The 16,816-nt window shown below is 45.9% G+C and carries 17 protein-coding genes; 3 read left to right on the top strand and 14 right to left on the bottom strand.

All coding sequences use genetic code 11. The features are described 5' to 3' along the window. Positions 1-20: 20 nt before the first annotated feature. The 10 genes from ACZLMD_RS00200 to ACZLMD_RS00155 all read right to left on the bottom strand — a co-directional run bounded on the left by ACZLMD_RS00200 (position 21) and on the right by ACZLMD_RS00155 (position 10,504). A complete protein-coding gene (locus tag ACZLMD_RS00200; RefSeq protein ID WP_489494897.1) occupies positions 21-2,063 on the bottom strand; it encodes an FtsX-like permease family protein in 2,043 nt (680 codons plus the stop codon). After that, positions 2,053-2,820, bottom strand: a complete 768-nt coding sequence (locus tag ACZLMD_RS00195) for an ABC transporter ATP-binding protein (protein WP_482522037.1) — start codon at positions 2,818-2,820, stop codon at positions 2,053-2,055. Before ACZLMD_RS00195 ends, ACZLMD_RS00200 begins: the two co-directional genes overlap by 11 nt. Before the next feature lie 81 nt (positions 2,821-2,901). Then, a complete protein-coding gene (locus ACZLMD_RS00190) occupies positions 2,902-3,903 on the bottom strand; it encodes a sensor histidine kinase (RefSeq protein WP_482522930.1) in 1,002 nt (333 codons plus the stop codon). Next, positions 3,900-4,565 (bottom strand): response regulator transcription factor, encoded by a 666-nt coding sequence (locus tag ACZLMD_RS00185; RefSeq protein WP_482522035.1) that lies wholly within the window; start codon positions 4,563-4,565, stop codon positions 3,900-3,902. Before ACZLMD_RS00185 ends, ACZLMD_RS00190 begins: the two co-directional genes overlap by 4 nt. A 27-nt stretch (positions 4,566-4,592) precedes the next feature. Continuing rightward, positions 4,593-5,069 (bottom strand): C-GCAxxG-C-C family protein, encoded by a 477-nt coding sequence (locus ACZLMD_RS00180; RefSeq protein WP_022305830.1) that lies wholly within the window; start codon positions 5,067-5,069, stop codon positions 4,593-4,595. Between the two features lie 27 nt (positions 5,070-5,096). Then, positions 5,097-6,803 carry a methyl-accepting chemotaxis protein gene (locus tag ACZLMD_RS00175; protein WP_489494896.1) on the bottom strand — a complete coding sequence of 569 codons (1,707 nt, stop codon included), beginning with the start codon at positions 6,801-6,803 and terminating at the stop codon, positions 5,097-5,099. 11 nt (positions 6,804-6,814) lie between these two features. Continuing rightward, positions 6,815-8,008: a BMP family ABC transporter substrate-binding protein gene (locus tag ACZLMD_RS00170; RefSeq protein ID WP_486818028.1), complete on the bottom strand. Its 1,194-nt coding sequence runs from the start codon at positions 8,006-8,008 to the stop codon at positions 6,815-6,817. A gap of 47 nt (positions 8,009-8,055) precedes the next feature. After that, a complete protein-coding gene (locus ACZLMD_RS00165) occupies positions 8,056-9,042 on the bottom strand; it encodes a nucleotidyltransferase family protein (protein ID WP_118558868.1) in 987 nt (328 codons plus the stop codon). Positions 9,043-9,070: 28 nt separating this feature from the next. Further along, the gene (locus ACZLMD_RS00160) at positions 9,071-10,249 is read right to left on the bottom strand and encodes an iron-containing alcohol dehydrogenase (protein ID WP_489494895.1); all 1,179 of its coding nucleotides are present in this window, start codon (positions 10,247-10,249) and stop codon (positions 9,071-9,073) included. Positions 10,250-10,375: 126 nt separating this feature from the next. Further along, positions 10,376-10,504 (bottom strand): hypothetical protein, encoded by a 129-nt coding sequence (locus ACZLMD_RS00155; protein WP_482522315.1) that lies wholly within the window; start codon positions 10,502-10,504, stop codon positions 10,376-10,378. Positions 10,505-10,657: 153 nt separating this feature from the next. Here ACZLMD_RS00155 and ACZLMD_RS00150 point away from each other — a divergent pair, with 153 nt between their 5' ends. Next, entirely contained in the window at positions 10,658-10,891 is a 234-nt protein-coding gene (locus tag ACZLMD_RS00150) for a hypothetical protein (protein ID WP_118558867.1), read from the top strand. Positions 10,892-11,495: 604 nt separating this feature from the next. On the opposite strand, the gene ACZLMD_RS00145 is transcribed toward ACZLMD_RS00150, so the two are convergent. From ACZLMD_RS00145 to ACZLMD_RS00130, 4 genes are all read right to left on the bottom strand, one after another. Then, positions 11,496-12,926: a hypothetical protein gene (locus ACZLMD_RS00145; RefSeq protein WP_489494894.1), complete on the bottom strand. Its 1,431-nt coding sequence runs from the start codon at positions 12,924-12,926 to the stop codon at positions 11,496-11,498. Next, a complete protein-coding gene (locus ACZLMD_RS00140) occupies positions 12,913-13,410 on the bottom strand; it encodes an RNA polymerase sigma factor (RefSeq protein WP_118558865.1) in 498 nt (165 codons plus the stop codon). Before ACZLMD_RS00140 ends, ACZLMD_RS00145 begins: the two co-directional genes overlap by 14 nt. Positions 13,411-13,587: 177 nt before the next feature. Next, the gene (locus ACZLMD_RS00135; protein ID WP_118558864.1) at positions 13,588-14,187 is read right to left on the bottom strand and encodes a hypothetical protein; all 600 of its coding nucleotides are present in this window, start codon (positions 14,185-14,187) and stop codon (positions 13,588-13,590) included. 239 nt (positions 14,188-14,426) lie between these two features. After that, positions 14,427-14,933 (bottom strand): flavin reductase family protein, encoded by a 507-nt coding sequence (locus tag ACZLMD_RS00130; protein ID WP_022305019.1) that lies wholly within the window; start codon positions 14,931-14,933, stop codon positions 14,427-14,429. Positions 14,934-15,094: 161 nt separating this feature from the next. Here ACZLMD_RS00130 and ACZLMD_RS00125 point away from each other — a divergent pair, with 161 nt between their 5' ends. Both ACZLMD_RS00125 and ACZLMD_RS00120 read left to right on the top strand, forming a co-directional pair. Continuing rightward, entirely contained in the window at positions 15,095-15,757 is a 663-nt protein-coding gene (locus ACZLMD_RS00125; RefSeq protein WP_482522270.1) for a PHP domain-containing protein, read from the top strand. A gap of 42 nt (positions 15,758-15,799) precedes the next feature. Continuing rightward, a complete protein-coding gene (locus ACZLMD_RS00120) occupies positions 15,800-16,771 on the top strand; it encodes a YihY/virulence factor BrkB family protein (RefSeq protein ID WP_118558862.1) in 972 nt (323 codons plus the stop codon). Positions 16,772-16,816 lie beyond the last annotated feature (45 nt).

Genomic DNA, 16,816 nt, shown 5'->3' with positions numbered 1-16,816 from the left:
CAAATGACAATCTCCCCCAATTACTCCCGAATGATCGACTTGCTGCTAAAGTAGGTGATGACCAGATAACCCCCATAGATCACGGCAATGATCGCCACTGCAAGCAGCGTAGACGAAAGCATCTGATCCTTTTGTACCATATAAGACAGGACATCAACGGCAAACCGCATTCCGAAATAAGAATGGGTGATGGCAAGTAAAAGCGGACAGAGAAAGAAGATCACGATCTGCTTAAACAACGCGCCGTTTAACATTTTATTTTCCACGCCAAGCTTTCGAAGCATCCGGTAACGCTCCACATTATCCGCACTCTCTGAAAGCTCCTTTAACGCGAGAATTGCGGCCCCCGCCATCAGAAATACGATACCAAGATACAGACCGATAAAGGTCACCAGCGCACTCAGCCCCAGGCTCGCATCTGCCAGTTCCTGCTTGGATGCATAAATATATTTTCCTTTTAAGGAGCTGCTTCTAATCTCCTTTTCAAGCTTCTGCTTTTCCTGCTTGCTGACTGCCTTATAATTTCCAAACAGGCAGTCCTGTTTGATCCATTTCTCCTGAACGACATCATCCGGCACCAGTATGATTCCCGTATTCAGGCTCTGGGCGGAAATGTCCAAAAAGCCTTCCTGACATTTGCGGTACTTTGGCTTTAACGTGCTTCCAAACACCTCAATCGTCTGCCCGCTTGAAAGCACCTCATCCCGAAGCTGCATCATATTATCGAAATCAGCAATCACCATATATTCATCGGATGCCAGCGTATACTGCTTTCTTCCGTACAGCTTCATCAGACGGTTATAATCGCTTATTTTTATAATATCTTCACCGGTGTCTGTGATCATTTGCGGATACTTCTTTTTCACATCACCGAGCTTATCGCCGCAGAAGTCCTCAAAGGTAAAATCCGGACTTCCGTAGACATACACCTCACAGGAATCCTTCAGATATCCGTCCAGATCAACCTTAATGTCCTTATATCTCTGTTTTACGGTACGATGGGACGAGGCAATCTCCTTCTTGCTGTATTCATCCTGCGTCGATGCATAGCGATCCAGATTCATCAGTGCGCTGAACTCAATATCGACCGGTGCCTTTTTGTTCAGGTTGCTGGTCATTGTATTTTTGATTGCAAATGCAGAGGTAAGAATACAGATCGTGACAAACAGCATCAGGCAGATGATCGTCATGGAAAATACCGTCGTGTTGATCTTACTACTTAACTGCCGCAGCACAAAGCTGTTGAGTCCTTTGTAATATAAGCTTTTCATGGACATCACAACACGAAGCAATAATCCGGAAACGGACCAGAAGATTAAAAATGTGCAGATCATTCCTGCGACGATCACCCAACTCATTCCCTTGAGCGAAATATCTACGGCATGGAATCCGACCCGGTAATAGCAGTTTGCCAGCACGGCTGCGGCAGCCACAAAGACCAGTGTACAAAGCCATGGATTTTTCATGCGAAGCTTCTCTGATTTTCTGCCGGCATAGATCAGATCGATCAGCTTTAAACGGCTGACATTGACGGTATTAAAAATAATCACAACGGCGTAAATGATCACAAAACACAGGATCGTTTTACGACAGGCAGACAACGAGAAAATGAAACGATATTTACTCATATCTGCATCAAACATATTTGCAACAAACGCACTCATAAACTGTGATGCAGCGACACCGATCGCCAGACCTGCTGCCAGAGAGCCGATACCAACCACCAAGGTTTCCAAAACCAGGATTGTAGACACCTTCTGTTTTCCCATTCCTAATGTCAGGTAAATACCAAACTCCCTGTTTCTTCGTTTCATCAGGAACCGGTTGGCATATATGATCAAAAATGCCAGAACAAATGATACAAATACACTTAAACCCGACATGATCGTAATCATCATTTTAATAATCTCTCTGGTATCCTTTGACACATTCATCATCACCGTCTGCGATTCCAGCGAATTAAAGATATAAAAGATTGCTACGCCGATCACGATCGTAAAGAAATAAACCGCATAATCCCGTATGCTTTTCCCCATGTTTTTTAAGGCTATCTTAAAGAGCATCGCTGACGTCACCTCCTAACAGAGTGAGAACATCAATGATCTGTCCGAAAAATTCCTTCTTCGATAAATCACCTCTGTGAAGCTCATGAAACAGCTTTCCATCCTTAATAAAAATCACTCTGGATGCATAGCTTGCCGAAAACGAATCGTGTGTCACCATCAAAATCGTCGCCTGAAGTTCCTGATTCAGGTACGCAAACTTCTCCAGCAAAAGCCGGGATGATTTGGAATCCAGCGCTCCTGTCGGTTCATCCGCCAGCACCAGCTTGGGATTTGTTACAACTGCCCTTGCCGATGCCACTCTCTGCTTCTGTCCGCCGGACATCTCATAAGGATACTTGTTTAAAACATTTGCAATGTCTAACTCCTTCGCCACCTTACGCACCCGCTTGTCAATCTCTGCTGCTTTTACATTCTGAATGGAAAGCGCCAGTGCGATATTTTCATATGCCGTCAATGTATCTAACAGATTGAAATCCTGAAAGATAAATCCAAACCGCTCTCTGCGGAAACGATTTAACGCCTCTCCTCTTAATTTGGTGACGTTCTCTCCGTCCACATAAATACTTCCCGCGGTTGGACGGTCTACTGTGGAAATGCAGTTAAGCAACGTCGTCTTACCGCTGCCGGAAGCACCCATGATCGCCACAAACTCCTGCGGCTGTACATCAAATGAAAGATCATCGATTGCCTTTGTCAGACTCGATCTGCTCCCGTAATATTTTTCCAAATGTTCTACATGTAATGTATTCTGCATGTTGATTCCCCTTTCTTGATCACGTTTTCTACATTGTATCGGGGAATCTCCCATTTGTCGTTCGCCCAATCTGACTGTATATTACAAAAATGTAATGTTGACCTGTGTATACGAACCTTCCTCAGAAATAACATGGATCTCATGCCCCAGCTTGTCGCACATGTTTTTGGCAATATAAAGCCCCATTCCCGTCGACTTTGCTTCCATGCGGTCAAGGAGCCTTCCGTTGCCGCCGGTAAAGGATTTCTCAAACAGTCTCGGCAGATCGCTCTCTGCAATCCCGATCCCGTTGTCCTTAATCGACAGGATTGTTTTCCCATTTTCAGCAGATGCACTGATCTGTATCATGGCATCTGTTTCACGACGGTATTTGATACTGTTATTGATGATCTGATCCAGAATAAACTCCATCCACTTCATATCCGTCACCACGGTATGATCGCAGCCGCTGACCTGAAATTCCACCTTATTCTCCAAAAGATCATCCTTATTCTTCATTGCGGCTTTATGCACGATCTGTGCCAATGAACATCGCTGGAACAGATAATCCTTCTCGGAATGCTCTGCCCTTGTATAATAAAGCACCTGCTCCGTATAACGGTTAATGCGTCGAAGCTGCTCTACAAACTTTTTATCCAGATTTTCCGGGTGATTGTGGCACAAAAGCAAAAGACTTGCCACCGGAAGCTTAACCTGATGAACCCACATTTCAATAAAGTCCTTGAAATCCTTCATCTGTCTGCGGTTTTCGTTGACCTGCTCCGTCATGGATTTATTAGCCTCATATAAAACCTGCGCAAACAGCTCGCCTTCATAAAATTCCGGCTGTTTCATTGTCTCGAGGATCAGGTACTTCTGATCCAGCCGGTCAAGATTCTGAAAAAGACGCTGATAATATGCGTTCTTCCGGCAGTAATCATAGACCAGTCCGAAAAGAGCCGCCACGCTCATCACTACAGAAACTGCGCCGATCAGCTCCTTTCCCACGCCACAGGCTGCCATAAAGACAACACAAATCACCAAAGCTGCCACATACAGAGCGATCATGACACACCTGTCCTGTAAATATCTGCCTATCCTCATATCAGTACATACCCCTGTTTCTTTCTGGTCTCAATTGCATCCGGATATCCCAGCTGTGCAAGCTTTGTCCGCAGTCTGCTGATATTGACCGTCAGCGCATTATCACTGATATATTCACTGTTGTCCCAAAGTCTTGTCATCAGCTCATCTCTGGACACGATCTGCCCCTGATGCTGAAGCAGTGTCATAAAGATCAGCATTTCGTTTTTGGTCAGGATCATCTGGGTCTGTCCCGAATCAAGGACACCTTTCCCCGGATTCACTGCGATATCCCGATAGCTGCAGGAGCCCGTACCGCTTACCTCTGTGCGCTTTAAGATAGCCTGGATCCGAAGCAGCAGAATCGTTGGATTATACGGCTTTGTGATATAATCATCGGCGCCGTAACTCATCGACAAAACCTCATCCAGCTCCTCCGTACGGCTTGTAACCATGATCACCGGCACATCCGACTGCTGTCTGAGCTCCCGAAGCACCTGCTCTCCATTCATCTTCGGAATATTGATATCAAGCAATACCAGATCTGCATTGCTGTCCAAAATAACGGACACGGAATGTGCAAAATCTGTGAGGATCTCCGCCTCATAGCCTGCATTTTTCAACAGGTCACAAAGCTCCTCACAGATTACTTTTTCGTCTTCTACGATCATCACCTTCTTCATACGCAACTCCTTTCAAGCGGCATTTTATCATGCATTCTCCTGTTCCCGGATATATGCCTCCATAATTGCCGCCGCCGTTGCTGCCAGATCCGGGCATGGACGCTTCTTATAATACTCCTGCGTCCGCTTTGACGGAGTCGGGTCATCCTTACCTTTGCCAAGCCCCAGAAGTTCCCGGCACACGATCGAACCGTTCCTCTTCTGATACTCTGCAGCAAGCTGCTGTATTCTGGCATAATGCTCTGATTTGCCCTCAAAATCCTTCGGTTCATCATAGCCGTACAAAATACCGGCTACCATAAACATGCCGGACACAGCACCGCACACCTCCCTGAGTCTTCCCATTCCTCCACCAAAGGATGAGCTTAGCTTCATGGCCGTGCTGTGATCCATGTCATATTTGTCCTCAAACGCCAGAAATACTGACTGGCTGCAGTTATAGCCCTCCAAAAACAACTGTTTCGCCCTCTGTCCATACACGCTGTTTTCCACATCAATCTCCATGTTCTTCCTCCGTTATCTGTATGTTAACTATACGGTAAAGTGACCAATGTTGTCTGCCAGAAGATCTGCCGTCTGACGAAGATTTTCCGTCGACTTTTCGATCTTTCCGAAGCTCTCTGCCATCTCCGACAGTGCATTTGTCGTCTGAGAAGTCCCCGTTACATTGTTCTGTGCAATCTCCGACATGGCATCAATTCTCTGTATGATCTCTGCTCTTGCAGCCTCCAGCGCTTTCATCTGCTGTCCGATATTTCGGATATATCCGATCGAGGTCTCAATCTGCTTCATCACGCTCGCCACACTTTGCTCCGTGTTGGCAATATATTCGTTCTGCCGCTCGATCACCTCCTGGGTCTGTGCCATGGTGCCAACCACTCGCTCGGAATTTTTCAGAAGAGTATTGACCATCTCTTCGATATTGCCGCTGGCCGCATTGGACTGCTCTGCCAGCTTCTGGATCTGTGATGCTACCACCGCAAAGCCTCTTCCCGCTTCACCGGCGCGTGCCGCCTCAATACTCGCATTCAGTGACAACAGATTTGTTTCCTCGGCAATCTGTGAAATAAACAGAGACGCCTCGCGGATGCTCTGTGCTGAACTGTTCGTCTGTGCCGTCTGCTCCACAATCTGTGCGACTGCTTCCTTTACATCGGCACTGATGCCACGCAGACCATTGATCGTGACTGCCGTTTTGTCACTGGCATCCTTCATGCTGTCGGCGCTGCTCTCAAGGCTATCTGCCTCGCGGCCGGTCTTTAAGATAAGATCTCCCATATCACGCACATTCTGGGAAGCACTTCCGACATCTTCTGCCTGTCTGTTTGCTCCGTCCGTGATCGTATCCATCGCATGATTGACTTCACCGATCCCATTGTAGGTATAATGAGAAGTCTCCTCAAGAGTATTGGACGCCTGCAGCAGAGTATCCGTACTTTCTTTGATATCTCCGACGATCTTGCAAAGCTCCTCCTGCAGATTATGGATCGCTCTGGAAAGATTTCCAATCTCATCCTTTCTGCGTAACAGCTTCTGATTCTGCTTTACGTTCAGATTGCCCGATGAAACCTCCATCACCTCGTCAATACTTTTATTCAGTGCTTTCGTAATCGAATTGGCACTGATTCCTACCGCAATACTACACACAACCATAAGGATCAGAACAATCACCACGATCGTATTAATGATCTCCAGCACACTATGGAAAGTTTTCTGCTTCTCCTGTCCGGCAAACACCATGCCGATCGGCTCACTCGTTGTTCCGTCCTGATAAATCGGCACATAATATCCGTAATAGATCGTACCGTCCATCGATACATTATCACTGAAATATTCTTTACCGCCCTTTAAAACCGTTTTGACGATCTTATCTCCTGCCGGACTTCCAAGCAGTCTGTTGCCATCCTTGTCCGTTGCCGACGTCATAATACGGTCGGAGCCATAGAAAAACGTAACCTCCATGCCGGATTCTTTCTTGATCGTATCCACCAGCGTTTCCGACTGGGAAATATTATAGCTTCCCTTCCAGATCGCACCGTTTTCCGCCTTCAGATACGAGCCCGTATTCTGGTCATACGCCGCCTGTGTTGCAACCGCTGTACCCTTCAATGACTCCTCCACCTTACTGATGATCGCGCCCTTTACGATTGTTGCCGCTATAATGATCACACTGATCCCCAGAAGCATCAGGGGCAAAACCGCACTTAATATAATCTTTTTCCGTAACGTGATTTTCATACGCATCTCCTTTACTTTATTACAACAACATTGCGATAATACCAGTTGATCTTTCCCGTGATCGTGGCATCATCCAGTGTTTTTCCCTTCTGACCGATCTTCTTTCCGGTGTTCGTCTCCAGAACGCCATCAAAAACATTGTTCTGTCCGCTCAGGATCTCTGCTGTTGCTTCATCTACCTTCTGCTGTGTTCCATCCGCTGCAAAGGAAGCAAGATCTGTGATCTCTACAAGTCCCTCTGCCATACCACCATAATAGTTACTGCCGTCCCAGGTACCGTCGATCACACTCTTGACCGCTGCCGTATAATAAGCACTCCAGTTCCAGATCACGCTGGTCAGACAGGACTTAGGCGTCTCCTTACTCATATCGGAATTGTATCCGATTCCGTACACTCCTTTTTCCTGTGCCAGCGTCTGCGGATACGATGTATCACAATGCTGTGTCATCACATCACACCCCATGCTTAACAGCCGCTCAGAGGCTTTCTTCTCTTTCTTTTCATCGTACCAGCTGTTCGTGACATCCACATAGATCTTCGCTTTTGGATTAACCGACTCAACACCGATCGCAAACGCATCGATGCCTCCGGTCACCTCTGCATTTGACGAATCCTGCGCTGCCACATAGCCGATTTTGTTGTTTTTCGTATTCATTCCGGCCACAATTCCGCTCAGATACCTTGCCTGATAGATCCTTCCAAAATAGTTGTTGAAGTTCTTTCCATTGGACATATATCCTGTGCCATGAGAGAAATATACATCCGGATATTTCTCCGCCATATCAGCCGTAACCTGCATATAGCCCCAGCTCGTTGTGAAAATAATATTACAGCCGTCCGAAACACACTCCTCAATCGCTTTCTTCGTTCCGTCCTCATCGGTATCATCCACGATCTTACGCTCAATCTGGTCATCCGACAGCAGAAGATTCTCCTGCATTCCCTTTACACCCAGATCATGCGTGTAGGAATAACCACTTCCCTCATCCGGATCGGACAGATAAAGAACGCCGACCTTAATCTGATCCTTGCTGATACCGCCTTCTCCCTTCTGTGCAGTGTCGCCTTCGCTCTGCTCATAGCCCTTATTGGTGGCATAATCATCCGGACTGCCGGTTTTTACAGCATTACAGCCGGTAAGCAGAAACGCCGCCGATAGGGTCAGTGCCAGCTTCTGAAATACTTTTCCTTTGCGTTTTCTCATTTCATCTCCTCCTTTGACGGCAGCGTCCTGCTGCCATGTGCTTCCCTTTATGTCAGATCATTCTGAAAGCGTGACAGATGCTCATACGGCAAGATCAGGCGTCCGCGGTACAGGCCACAGCCATCATTGATCAGACTGTTATTGACAGCGGAAAACATATTGACATCGAGCCTATTTAACGCAAGCTGCTGCAAACGCATTCCTCTCTCGTACGCCTCATCAAAGCAGCTGCACTCTCCCTCCGGGATCACATCCCTTCTGGCCCGCTCATTCTCCTGACGCTTCTCATAACCCAAATGATTGGCAGGACCAATCTCTGCATTATCATCCATCGCTTTTGTTCTTAATTGCACCTCCATAAAGCATTTTGCAGTGTCATCATAAAATGTAATATGTAAAGAGCGGTAACCATATTCTCCTTCATCAGAAATATAATCTCTGTAATATGGACGTACCGCCGCTTCCATTCTGTCCGAAAGGCTCTCCTTTACCCCCTTCGCCGACTCTGCCCGGAATCCCCTCTGTTCCATAAATCCCGGCAGCATATTAGCAATCTCATACAGGTAGCGGATCTCCTCGTCCTCCCTGCTCTGTCCCTCCTGCAAGTGACATTTCGGAATCGAGATCACAATGCGGTATGCGATCAGATCACGAAAACAGTCAAGTCTGCTTTTGATCTCCTCCGTGTCCGGGAAACGATGGTATTTCCCATAGTAATCGTAAATATATTCGACGATATATCCGTTAAATTTCTCCTCGGCACGGATCAGCGATTTGATCCGTCCCTTAAAGGTAAACGCTAAAAACGGATACTCTTTTGCCATGTGCATATAAAACTCACGGATTTTCTGCGACTGTGCCGTCAGGAAATCATTATGCTCCAGCATGTCCTTGATCTGATTCAAAAAGCTGCAATGAACCAGATCGATCTCATTGCCGGCGGCTGCCGCCTCCAATTCCAGATCACTGCTGTATTTCTGTAAGATTCGAAGAACCGTATCCCCCGAATACAAATAATCATTTAATGTAATCATAGCTCCCCTGCCTTAAGCCTCTGTATTGTTACAGTGCCTTCTTATATATCTGATACATATCCTCCTGATCCAGCTTCTTTATGTAGCCAACCGTTCTCTTTCCAAAATGGCTGCACTTTTCTGCCAGTTCACGAAGCTCTTCATCACTCGGATGAATGCCAAGCTCGGCAAGACTCGTTGGCATATTAACACTGCGGTAAAACTCCTCCATGGCACAAATACCGCGAAGTGCTGTCTCTTTCTCATCGTCCCCCTCTGTCTGTCCCATTACACGGACAGCAAACTGCGCAAATCTCGCCGGATTACCATCCAGCACATATCTCGCCCAGCTTCCCCAGACAGCTGCAAGACCTGCTCCGTGCGCCACATCAAACATGCCGCCAAGCTCATGCTCCAGCTGATGGCTCGCCCAGTCACCGCCTGCCGTACCACATCCGGTCAGTCCATTGTGCGACAGACTTCCTGCCCACATCACCTCTGCGCGTGCCTTGTAATTGTCCGGCTCCTTCATCAGGATCTGTGCATTCTCCATGACCGTCCGGATCAGATGCTCACTGAAACCATCCGTCAGATCCAGATTCTCCTCCTGATTAAAATAACGCTCCATCGTATGCATCATGATATCCACACAGCCGCTCGCCGTCTGATACTTCGGCAGAGTCATTGTAAGCTCCGGATCCATCACCGCAAATCTTGCACGACAACAGTCATTTCCATAGCCTCTCTTTAACCAGCCATTCTCATTGGTGATCACAGAGGAATTGCTCATCTCAGAGCCCGCCGCTGCGATCGTAAGAACAACGCCGATCGGCAGGCAGGACGTTGCCTCACGCTTTCTCTCATAGAAATCCCAGACATCACCGCCGTTTTCTACACCATAACCGATCGCCTTTGAGGAATCGATCACGCTGCCGCCGCCCACGGCAAGAATGAAATCAACCTGCTCCTTCTTGCACAGTTCAATACCTTCATAAACAAGGGAAAGTCTTGGGTTTGGCACAACGCCTCCCAGAGAAACATACGAAACACCTGCCTTGTCAAGTGCCTGAAGGATCCGGTCTAACAATCCGCTTTTGATAACACTTCCACTGCCATAATGAACCAGTACCTTGCTGCAGCCCTGCTCCTTCACCAGTTCTCCTACCTGATTTTCTGTTCCTTTTCCAAAAACCACCTTTGTCGGTGCATAATAGTCAAAATTTGTCATATTCATCCTCATTTCCGAAAGCTGATTCAGCCTCTTAATATTCGTATTTTATCATTTATTTTATTCTCAGGCAATATTCCTGCTTATTCCCCCGTTTATTTTCTCATATCTTCTGTCATCAGACAACTACCCTTGTCCATACTCCCGTTTCTTCTGTTCCCGGAATGTGATCATCATCTCTCTTGTCAGACTCAGTCCCTCCGGATCATCCCGGGCACAGAATACCCGGCTGACCACCATCTCTCTCCTCTCCATTTTATAACACTCCAAAGCAAAATACAACTAAAGATATGGTTGATCATTTTCTCGGCTTTCCGTATGTGAAATAAGAATTTCCGGCACTCTTGATTATTATTCGGATTATGATAATATGGGAAAGAACAATTCCAAAGAAAAGAGGACAAATCAATGATCAATCCGGCAATGATTTTTAAGATTAAAAGCTCCTGGGAGCGGTTCACTGTCTCCCACCCGAAGTTTCCAAAATTTCTGCAGGCAGCCGCAGCCAATGATGTCATGAGAGAAGGAACCATCCTTGAGATCAACATTACGACTCCGGAAGGTCGCGAGCTTTCCACCAATCTGAAACTGACAACAGACGATCTGCAGTTGATCGATGACATTAAAAATATGACCAGATAGCCTGTGGCTATCTGGTCATATTTTATGTGTGCGGTTACTCAGTCTTCGCATACCGATTATTTGATTGCGCCCATACCACATTTCTTATGTCCGATTATTTCGAAATCACATTTTGCCTGCCAACACATAAAAAATCCGTGAGCTATGTCTAAAAAATTGTCTTGTCACTAACGGATTTCGAAAAATCTGATTGCTTTGCTGCTTTGATCTTCGATAAACGCATCCTACCGTACTCGCCCCAAGGTGGGAATCAGATGTTTCGAGAGGCACTTGCACCCGCCGGTACTTACGCCCCAAGTAGCACAAATACATATTTATAATTATTTAATACTTGGGGCGTTACGTACCGCTGCGTGGTGCAGTGGTAGCGGGAGCGTGCCGTCCGAAATAGCTGAGCCCACCTATAGGGCTCAGTCATGCGGATGCGTATTTATCAAAGCATTGCAAAGCAAAGATTTTTCAGAAATCCTACTGATCTGCGTCAATTTTTTAGACATAGCTCACGGATCAACTTATTTTCCGAAGCAAAATGGATATTTCATTTTATGGACATAAGAAATAGTATGGGCTCAGGTATCATTCCATGTGCGAAGCTTGAGTCACATTATTTAAAAATCTTGACCGGATCTTCGGATACCATATAATATTTCACATCCAGATCATTATTTTTTACATACATCTGAAGATATCTCAAATGGTTCTTTTTTTTCTTGTTATTATCAAAATGAAAATATTTTTTATAAAGTCCCGGATAATTACGGGTAAACTTGCGGATCCCCTTACCATAAAATGCACCATCCCCGGTATAGTCTACCTTCTGTACCTGATAGCCGTCTGCTGTCTTTTTCAGATGGAAGCATGCCGGATCGTTGCTTCCGTCCACGCACTGCAGGATATTCCCGATCTTCCGGTATCCGATCCCCCCAAAATAACCAAAGACAAGATACTGATCCCCTTCCCAGACCCTTTTGAAAATAATGAAGCCCGGAATCCAGCAGCCCTGTCCTTCCTTTTCCTTATACTGTTCCTGCTGATAGGATATGATCGCCGCAAGTGCCCGGTCATTTCCGGTATAACGAAACTCCGGCAGAGGTCTTCTTTTTCGTTCTTCCACCGTCAGGCACAGCCTGTAAACCGCAAGCTTTTTGTCTTTCCTATTACATTCATACAACCGATAGATTCCATCCTGAATCGTTAGAAAATTTAATGTTTTCTTTCCGTCTGCGCTTTTCCATGGGTATGAATTTCTGCTGTAACGGGCGGGATCGCCACGCCACAGATACCCCATTGTATCCGTATAAGCCTTATCCTCCGCAAAGGTGTCAAACGTATCCCTGGTCTTTTCCTGTTTCTTCCATTGTCGGAACAAATCCGCAGCCTCATTCTTCACTGTCATCGTCCCGATCGTGACAATTTTTTCCTCACTCTGTCCATCCGAAATCTCCTCTTCCCGGATCCGGAACTGATGCAGCTTTCCCTTTAGCGAGCCTTGACTTTCATTAAAAACATAAATATCTTTGTTTTTCAGCAGCAGTCTTGTATGCGTACGGTATGTCCCAAAATAGGCACAGCCGATTTTCTGTGTGTCTATGCTCCCAAGAAGCCGGTCCTTTTGCAGATCATACACCAGAATACCTCGAAGATTGCCAAACACCAGATACCTCTCATTCCTTGCCATAATATCCGGTGCGTAAACTTCTCCCGTTTTACTGCCTATTGTCACCGCCTCTTCCACGATATCCTGTTCGGTCTGTGGATCAGCAGCCTGTCGGAACCACTCCCTGATCTGCTTTGCCAGGTTTCCTCCGGTTGCTGCATTTACTGCTGCGCCGGCCCCCCATAAAAGAAGCACAATCGCTGCCGCTGCTACAGCACGATGCCATCCCCGCAGTCTACGCTGCTTTGACACAATAAGGCTCCCGTCCTCTGCTTCTGTCTGTTCCCCCCTGTTTGATATCTGTGTCCACAGCTCCTCCTTTTTTTCTTCATCAAGCGCAAAAGGTTCAAATAATTTCCGTACATCATTTTCCCGCATAGATAAATCCCTCCTTTTCCAACTCGATTTTTAACTTCTTTCTTGCTGTGGCAAGCTGTGTCTGAATCGTACTCTCTTTTCTATCCAACATTTTGGACATCTCCCCCACAGAGTACCCCTCATAATAATACAGATACAGCACCTCCCGATATTTCACGGGAAGCTTCATCATATGGATAAGTACATCGCTTTCCATCGCATCCTCCGATGCACGCTCCGGTATATCCCCCAGATCGATCCGTTTTCTCCACGATGACCGCAATATATCCCTGCAGTAATTTTTCGTCACCAGAATAAACCACGCCTTTTCGTGCTCTTCATCCTCAAAGCACTGTGGTTTTTCCAACAGCTTCACAAAGACTGCCTGCACTGCATCCTCCGCATCACAGACATTGCGCAGATACACCATGGCAATACGATATATACGGTCGCACTCTCTGTCATATATTATTTTCAGATCCTGCTTTATCTCTGTCGTTGTCATTGCCACCGCTTCCCTCCTTTCACTTTATACACGGATCAGTCTCCGGAAATATCCTCTTCGAATAAAAAAAGTACAATAAAGAAAAAAGTGCATGAAAACGAAACAATCCGTTTCCATACACCTTTCGTTATGTAGAATATCTACACGATCCTGTAAAACAATCAACAATACGTCAGATTATTTTAATGTACCGGAAATTGTAACAGAAATGCTCTTCTTAGGCATTTTCTTGCAGCTTGCTGCCTTGTACTTCTTCTGAGAATACTTGTTCCAGGTATTAACAACCATTACCTGAGTAAAGTCCTGTTTTGCACCCGGATCAGGAGTGAGGGTAGGTTTCTTAACTGTCTTTACAGTCTTACCATCGATCTTTAAGGTTGCAGAAGTAACTTTGAGTTTCTTCTTATCCTTACCTGCAAGGCTTGTATCAACATAGATGCTGTTCCAGCCCTTATCCTTTGCGAAGGATTTCAGCTTAGCACCTGAAGCAGATACAGTAACTGTGAACTTGCCCTTCTTGATGGTTGCATTGGAAAGCTTGATTCCGGAAATAGAAGCCTTCTTGTTTCCATTCATAACACCCTTGCTGCGGTCTGAGACATTATGGTTTGAAAGAACACCATTATAGCCCTTACTTGCGAAGCAAAGATATGCAGTTGCGCTGGATGCAGCGTCAGCCTTCTTGGAAACCTGTGGTACAGCAACGATAGAAGATGCTGCAACAGTTGCTGCTAATGCAACGGAAAATACTCTTTTTGCTACATTTGATAATCTCATAATATTGCCTCCTTAATAAGAATATAAATTTGCAAACTCATATTAGCACACTCATATTTTTATGTCAATGTCACAAGACAAAAAACAGGCGGAAACCACTGGAAAATACGGTATTCATTAGCTTTCCATGGGTTTCGTTTTTACAATTCATTGTAGATTTCTTCTATTTTAAACGCTGTCACATTTATGACTGTTTTCTGCCGTACTTTTGACATATTTTCATCACATTTTAGTCACAATCAGCGTGCCAGAAAATCCGTGATCTCAGCAATATATAAGGTATGATAATCCTTATCCGCATACCATTTTTCATCAATCTCACCATCCAGAAACTCCTCCGGTTTAATCTCTGTCGCAGACATCGCGCGGCAGATCAGCACAAGATTCGCCTGATCCACATACGGAACACCGTTCTGATAATCGATCTCCACACCGGCTTCCTTCAGCTTATCCTCGGTTCTGCCGGAAACAGTTCCGAGATATTTGAGCATATTGCGGTGCTTTTCTCCTAAGAAGGACAGAGAAAATGTTCCCTCACGATCAATGAACTCTTTTGTGTAACGGCTCTGACGGATCACAACAAACGCCGCATTCTTGCCCCACATTACACCCATGCCACCCCAGGAAGCAGTCATTGTATTGACCTTCTCCTCGTTGCCGGCAGTCACTAACATCCATTCCTTACCAATTTTGTCAAACGGACTGCACTCCAGCATATCTGCTGTAAAAGACTGAAAACTATGCATATTTCTTCCTCCATTCTGTTCTCGTTTTCTTCATTATATTATTTCCGCATATTTTTGACAAGCACTCCATAAAATGATAGGATAACGCTAGTGTGGCGGTTTCAAACAGCTGTCCCACAACATTAACTTACGTTTACGAATTATAAAAAGAGGTCTCACCGATGAAAATAGAAATGCATGCTCACACCAGCGAGGCGAGTCCATGTGCAAATGTATCCGCCACAAAAATTCCTGCTCTGTACCAGAAAGCAGGTTATGATGCCATTGTCATTACCGATCATTACTGTAAATGGGCGCAGGACCGCAGCGGTCTTACCGATAATGACGATTATGTGCAATATTTCTTAAATGGATACCGCTCCGCCAGAAAGGCAGCCGGGCAGATCGGCTTTACGGTTCTTCTCGGTGCGGAGGCAAATCTGCCGGGCAGTCCGAACGACTATCTTCTTTATGGAATTACCGAAGAATTTATCCTCACACACCCGGATATTCATGAAATGTCTCTGCCTGAGCTATACAATTTGTGCCACGACAACGACATTCTGCTGCTTCAGGCGCATCCATACAGAACCTACTGCAATCCTGCCGATCCACAGTATCTGGACGGTGCCGAAAGCTACAACGGCAATCCGAGACACGACAACCGGAATGAGCTTGCGCGCGAATGGACCGATGAATTTCATATGATCGAATCCTCCGGAAGCGATTTTCATGAGCTGGAGGATGTTGCCAAGGGAGGCATTAAGACCGATGAAACGATCTTAGATACCAGACAGCTCAGGGATGTCCTTCTTTCGGGACAATACCAGCTTTTAACCCCGTAAACCACACGCCGGTATCCAAGAAGTATGAAGTGAGGAAAAGCAATGAAAAAGAATGAGAATCTGAACAAATTCCAAAAAGCATTTGATCGCCTGAAACAGCAGTGGAACGAAGAGCCCAAAACTGTTCCACAGGTTATTTACCGCAAGGGAAAACTTCTTGGCTTTAATCTTCTTGATACCGCTGTTTCTGCCTATGCCGGACAGGCTGCATTTATGATGATCCTGTCCTTTTTTCCGTTCGTCATGTTTATGCTTGTTCTTCTGCAGCGTCTCCCGTTATCGCCGGAGCTTTTGATCACGGCATTGGAGCATTTTGTGCCGCAATCCTTCCGCACATTCATGACGGATATCATCAATAATATTTATACTGCACAGACAGCGACTCTCCTGCCCGTGACCGTCATCGCCGCATTGTGGCTCGGCTCGAAATCATTTCTTTCGATCATCTATGGATTAAACTCCGTATACAAGATTCCGGAGACACGTGGCTATTTCACACTGCGACTCTGGGCTATGTTCTACACCCTGCTTTTTGCCCTGTTGATCGTAGCGACTCTGATCCTGTTTGTTTTCGGCAACCAGCTTTATCTGCATATCACGAAAATATTTCCGCTTTTGACGCATATCCTGCTGCCGATCATCAGCTTCCGTTCCACCGCAGGATTCTTTGTCATGCTGCTGTTTTTCACCGGCATGTATGTGCTGATCCCAAATCACCGGCTGCATGGTTATGTGCCGGAATTTGTTCCATCCGAAGAGATCACCGGCAATCAGATCCGCCCAAGACGCGTGCCGTTTGCCAGCCAGCTTCCGGGTGCCCTCACCGCAACTATCGGATGGTTGGGATTTTCCTTTCTCTATTCCTTCTATGTAGATCATATCAGCAATTATTCTTCCATCTACGGAACCATGACTACGATCGCGTTGCTGATGGTATGGCTCTACGCCTGTATGTATATTCTGTTCTTTGGCGGATGGTTAAACTATACGATTCAGCGTTTCTTAAATAAATAACTCAAACTGATATGTAATGAGGTTTTCATCCGCTTTCGCCTTATG

The sequence above is a fragment of the Jutongia sp. genome (assembly GCF_057878315.1).
Note: the sequence above shows the minus strand (reverse complement) of the source record. Positions and strands in the feature narration are given on the sequence as shown.

Bases quoted from the DNA above. Each gene is read 5' to 3' on its own strand.
- ACZLMD_RS00200 (WP_489494897.1), bottom strand. From the start codon at position 2,063: ATGCTCTTTAAGATAGCCTTAAAAAACATGGGGAAAAGCATACGGGAT.
- ACZLMD_RS00195 (WP_482522037.1), bottom strand. From the start codon at position 2,820: ATGCAGAATACATTACATGTAGAACATTTGGAAAAATATTACGGGAGC.
- ACZLMD_RS00190 (WP_482522930.1), bottom strand. From the start codon at position 3,903: ATGAGGATAGGCAGATATTTACAGGACAGGTGTGTCATGATCGCTCTG.
- ACZLMD_RS00185 (WP_482522035.1), bottom strand. From the start codon at position 4,565: ATGAAGAAGGTGATGATCGTAGAAGACGAAAAAGTAATCTGTGAGGAG.
- ACZLMD_RS00180 (WP_022305830.1), bottom strand. From the start codon at position 5,069: ATGGAGATTGATGTGGAAAACAGCGTGTATGGACAGAGGGCGAAACAG.
- ACZLMD_RS00175 (WP_489494896.1), bottom strand. From the start codon at position 6,803: ATGAAAATCACGTTACGGAAAAAGATTATATTAAGTGCGGTTTTGCCC.
- ACZLMD_RS00170 (WP_486818028.1), bottom strand. From the start codon at position 8,008: ATGAGAAAACGCAAAGGAAAAGTATTTCAGAAGCTGGCACTGACCCTA.
- ACZLMD_RS00165 (WP_118558868.1), bottom strand. From the start codon at position 9,042: ATGATTACATTAAATGATTATTTGTATTCGGGGGATACGGTTCTTCGA.
- ACZLMD_RS00160 (WP_489494895.1), bottom strand. From the start codon at position 10,249: ATGACAAATTTTGACTATTATGCACCGACAAAGGTGGTTTTTGGAAAA.
- ACZLMD_RS00155 (WP_482522315.1), bottom strand. From the start codon at position 10,504: ATGGAGAGGAGAGAGATGGTGGTCAGCCGGGTATTCTGTGCCCGGGAT.
- ACZLMD_RS00150 (WP_118558867.1), top strand. From the start codon at position 10,658: ATGATCAATCCGGCAATGATTTTTAAGATTAAAAGCTCCTGGGAGCGG.
- ACZLMD_RS00145 (WP_489494894.1), bottom strand. From the start codon at position 12,926: ATGCGGGAAAATGATGTACGGAAATTATTTGAACCTTTTGCGCTTGAT.
- ACZLMD_RS00140 (WP_118558865.1), bottom strand. From the start codon at position 13,410: ATGACAACGACAGAGATAAAGCAGGATCTGAAAATAATATATGACAGA.
- ACZLMD_RS00135 (WP_118558864.1), bottom strand. From the start codon at position 14,187: ATGAGATTATCAAATGTAGCAAAAAGAGTATTTTCCGTTGCATTAGCA.
- ACZLMD_RS00130 (WP_022305019.1), bottom strand. From the start codon at position 14,933: ATGCATAGTTTTCAGTCTTTTACAGCAGATATGCTGGAGTGCAGTCCG.
- ACZLMD_RS00125 (WP_482522270.1), top strand. From the start codon at position 15,095: ATGAAAATAGAAATGCATGCTCACACCAGCGAGGCGAGTCCATGTGCA.
- ACZLMD_RS00120 (WP_118558862.1), top strand. From the start codon at position 15,800: ATGAAAAAGAATGAGAATCTGAACAAATTCCAAAAAGCATTTGATCGC.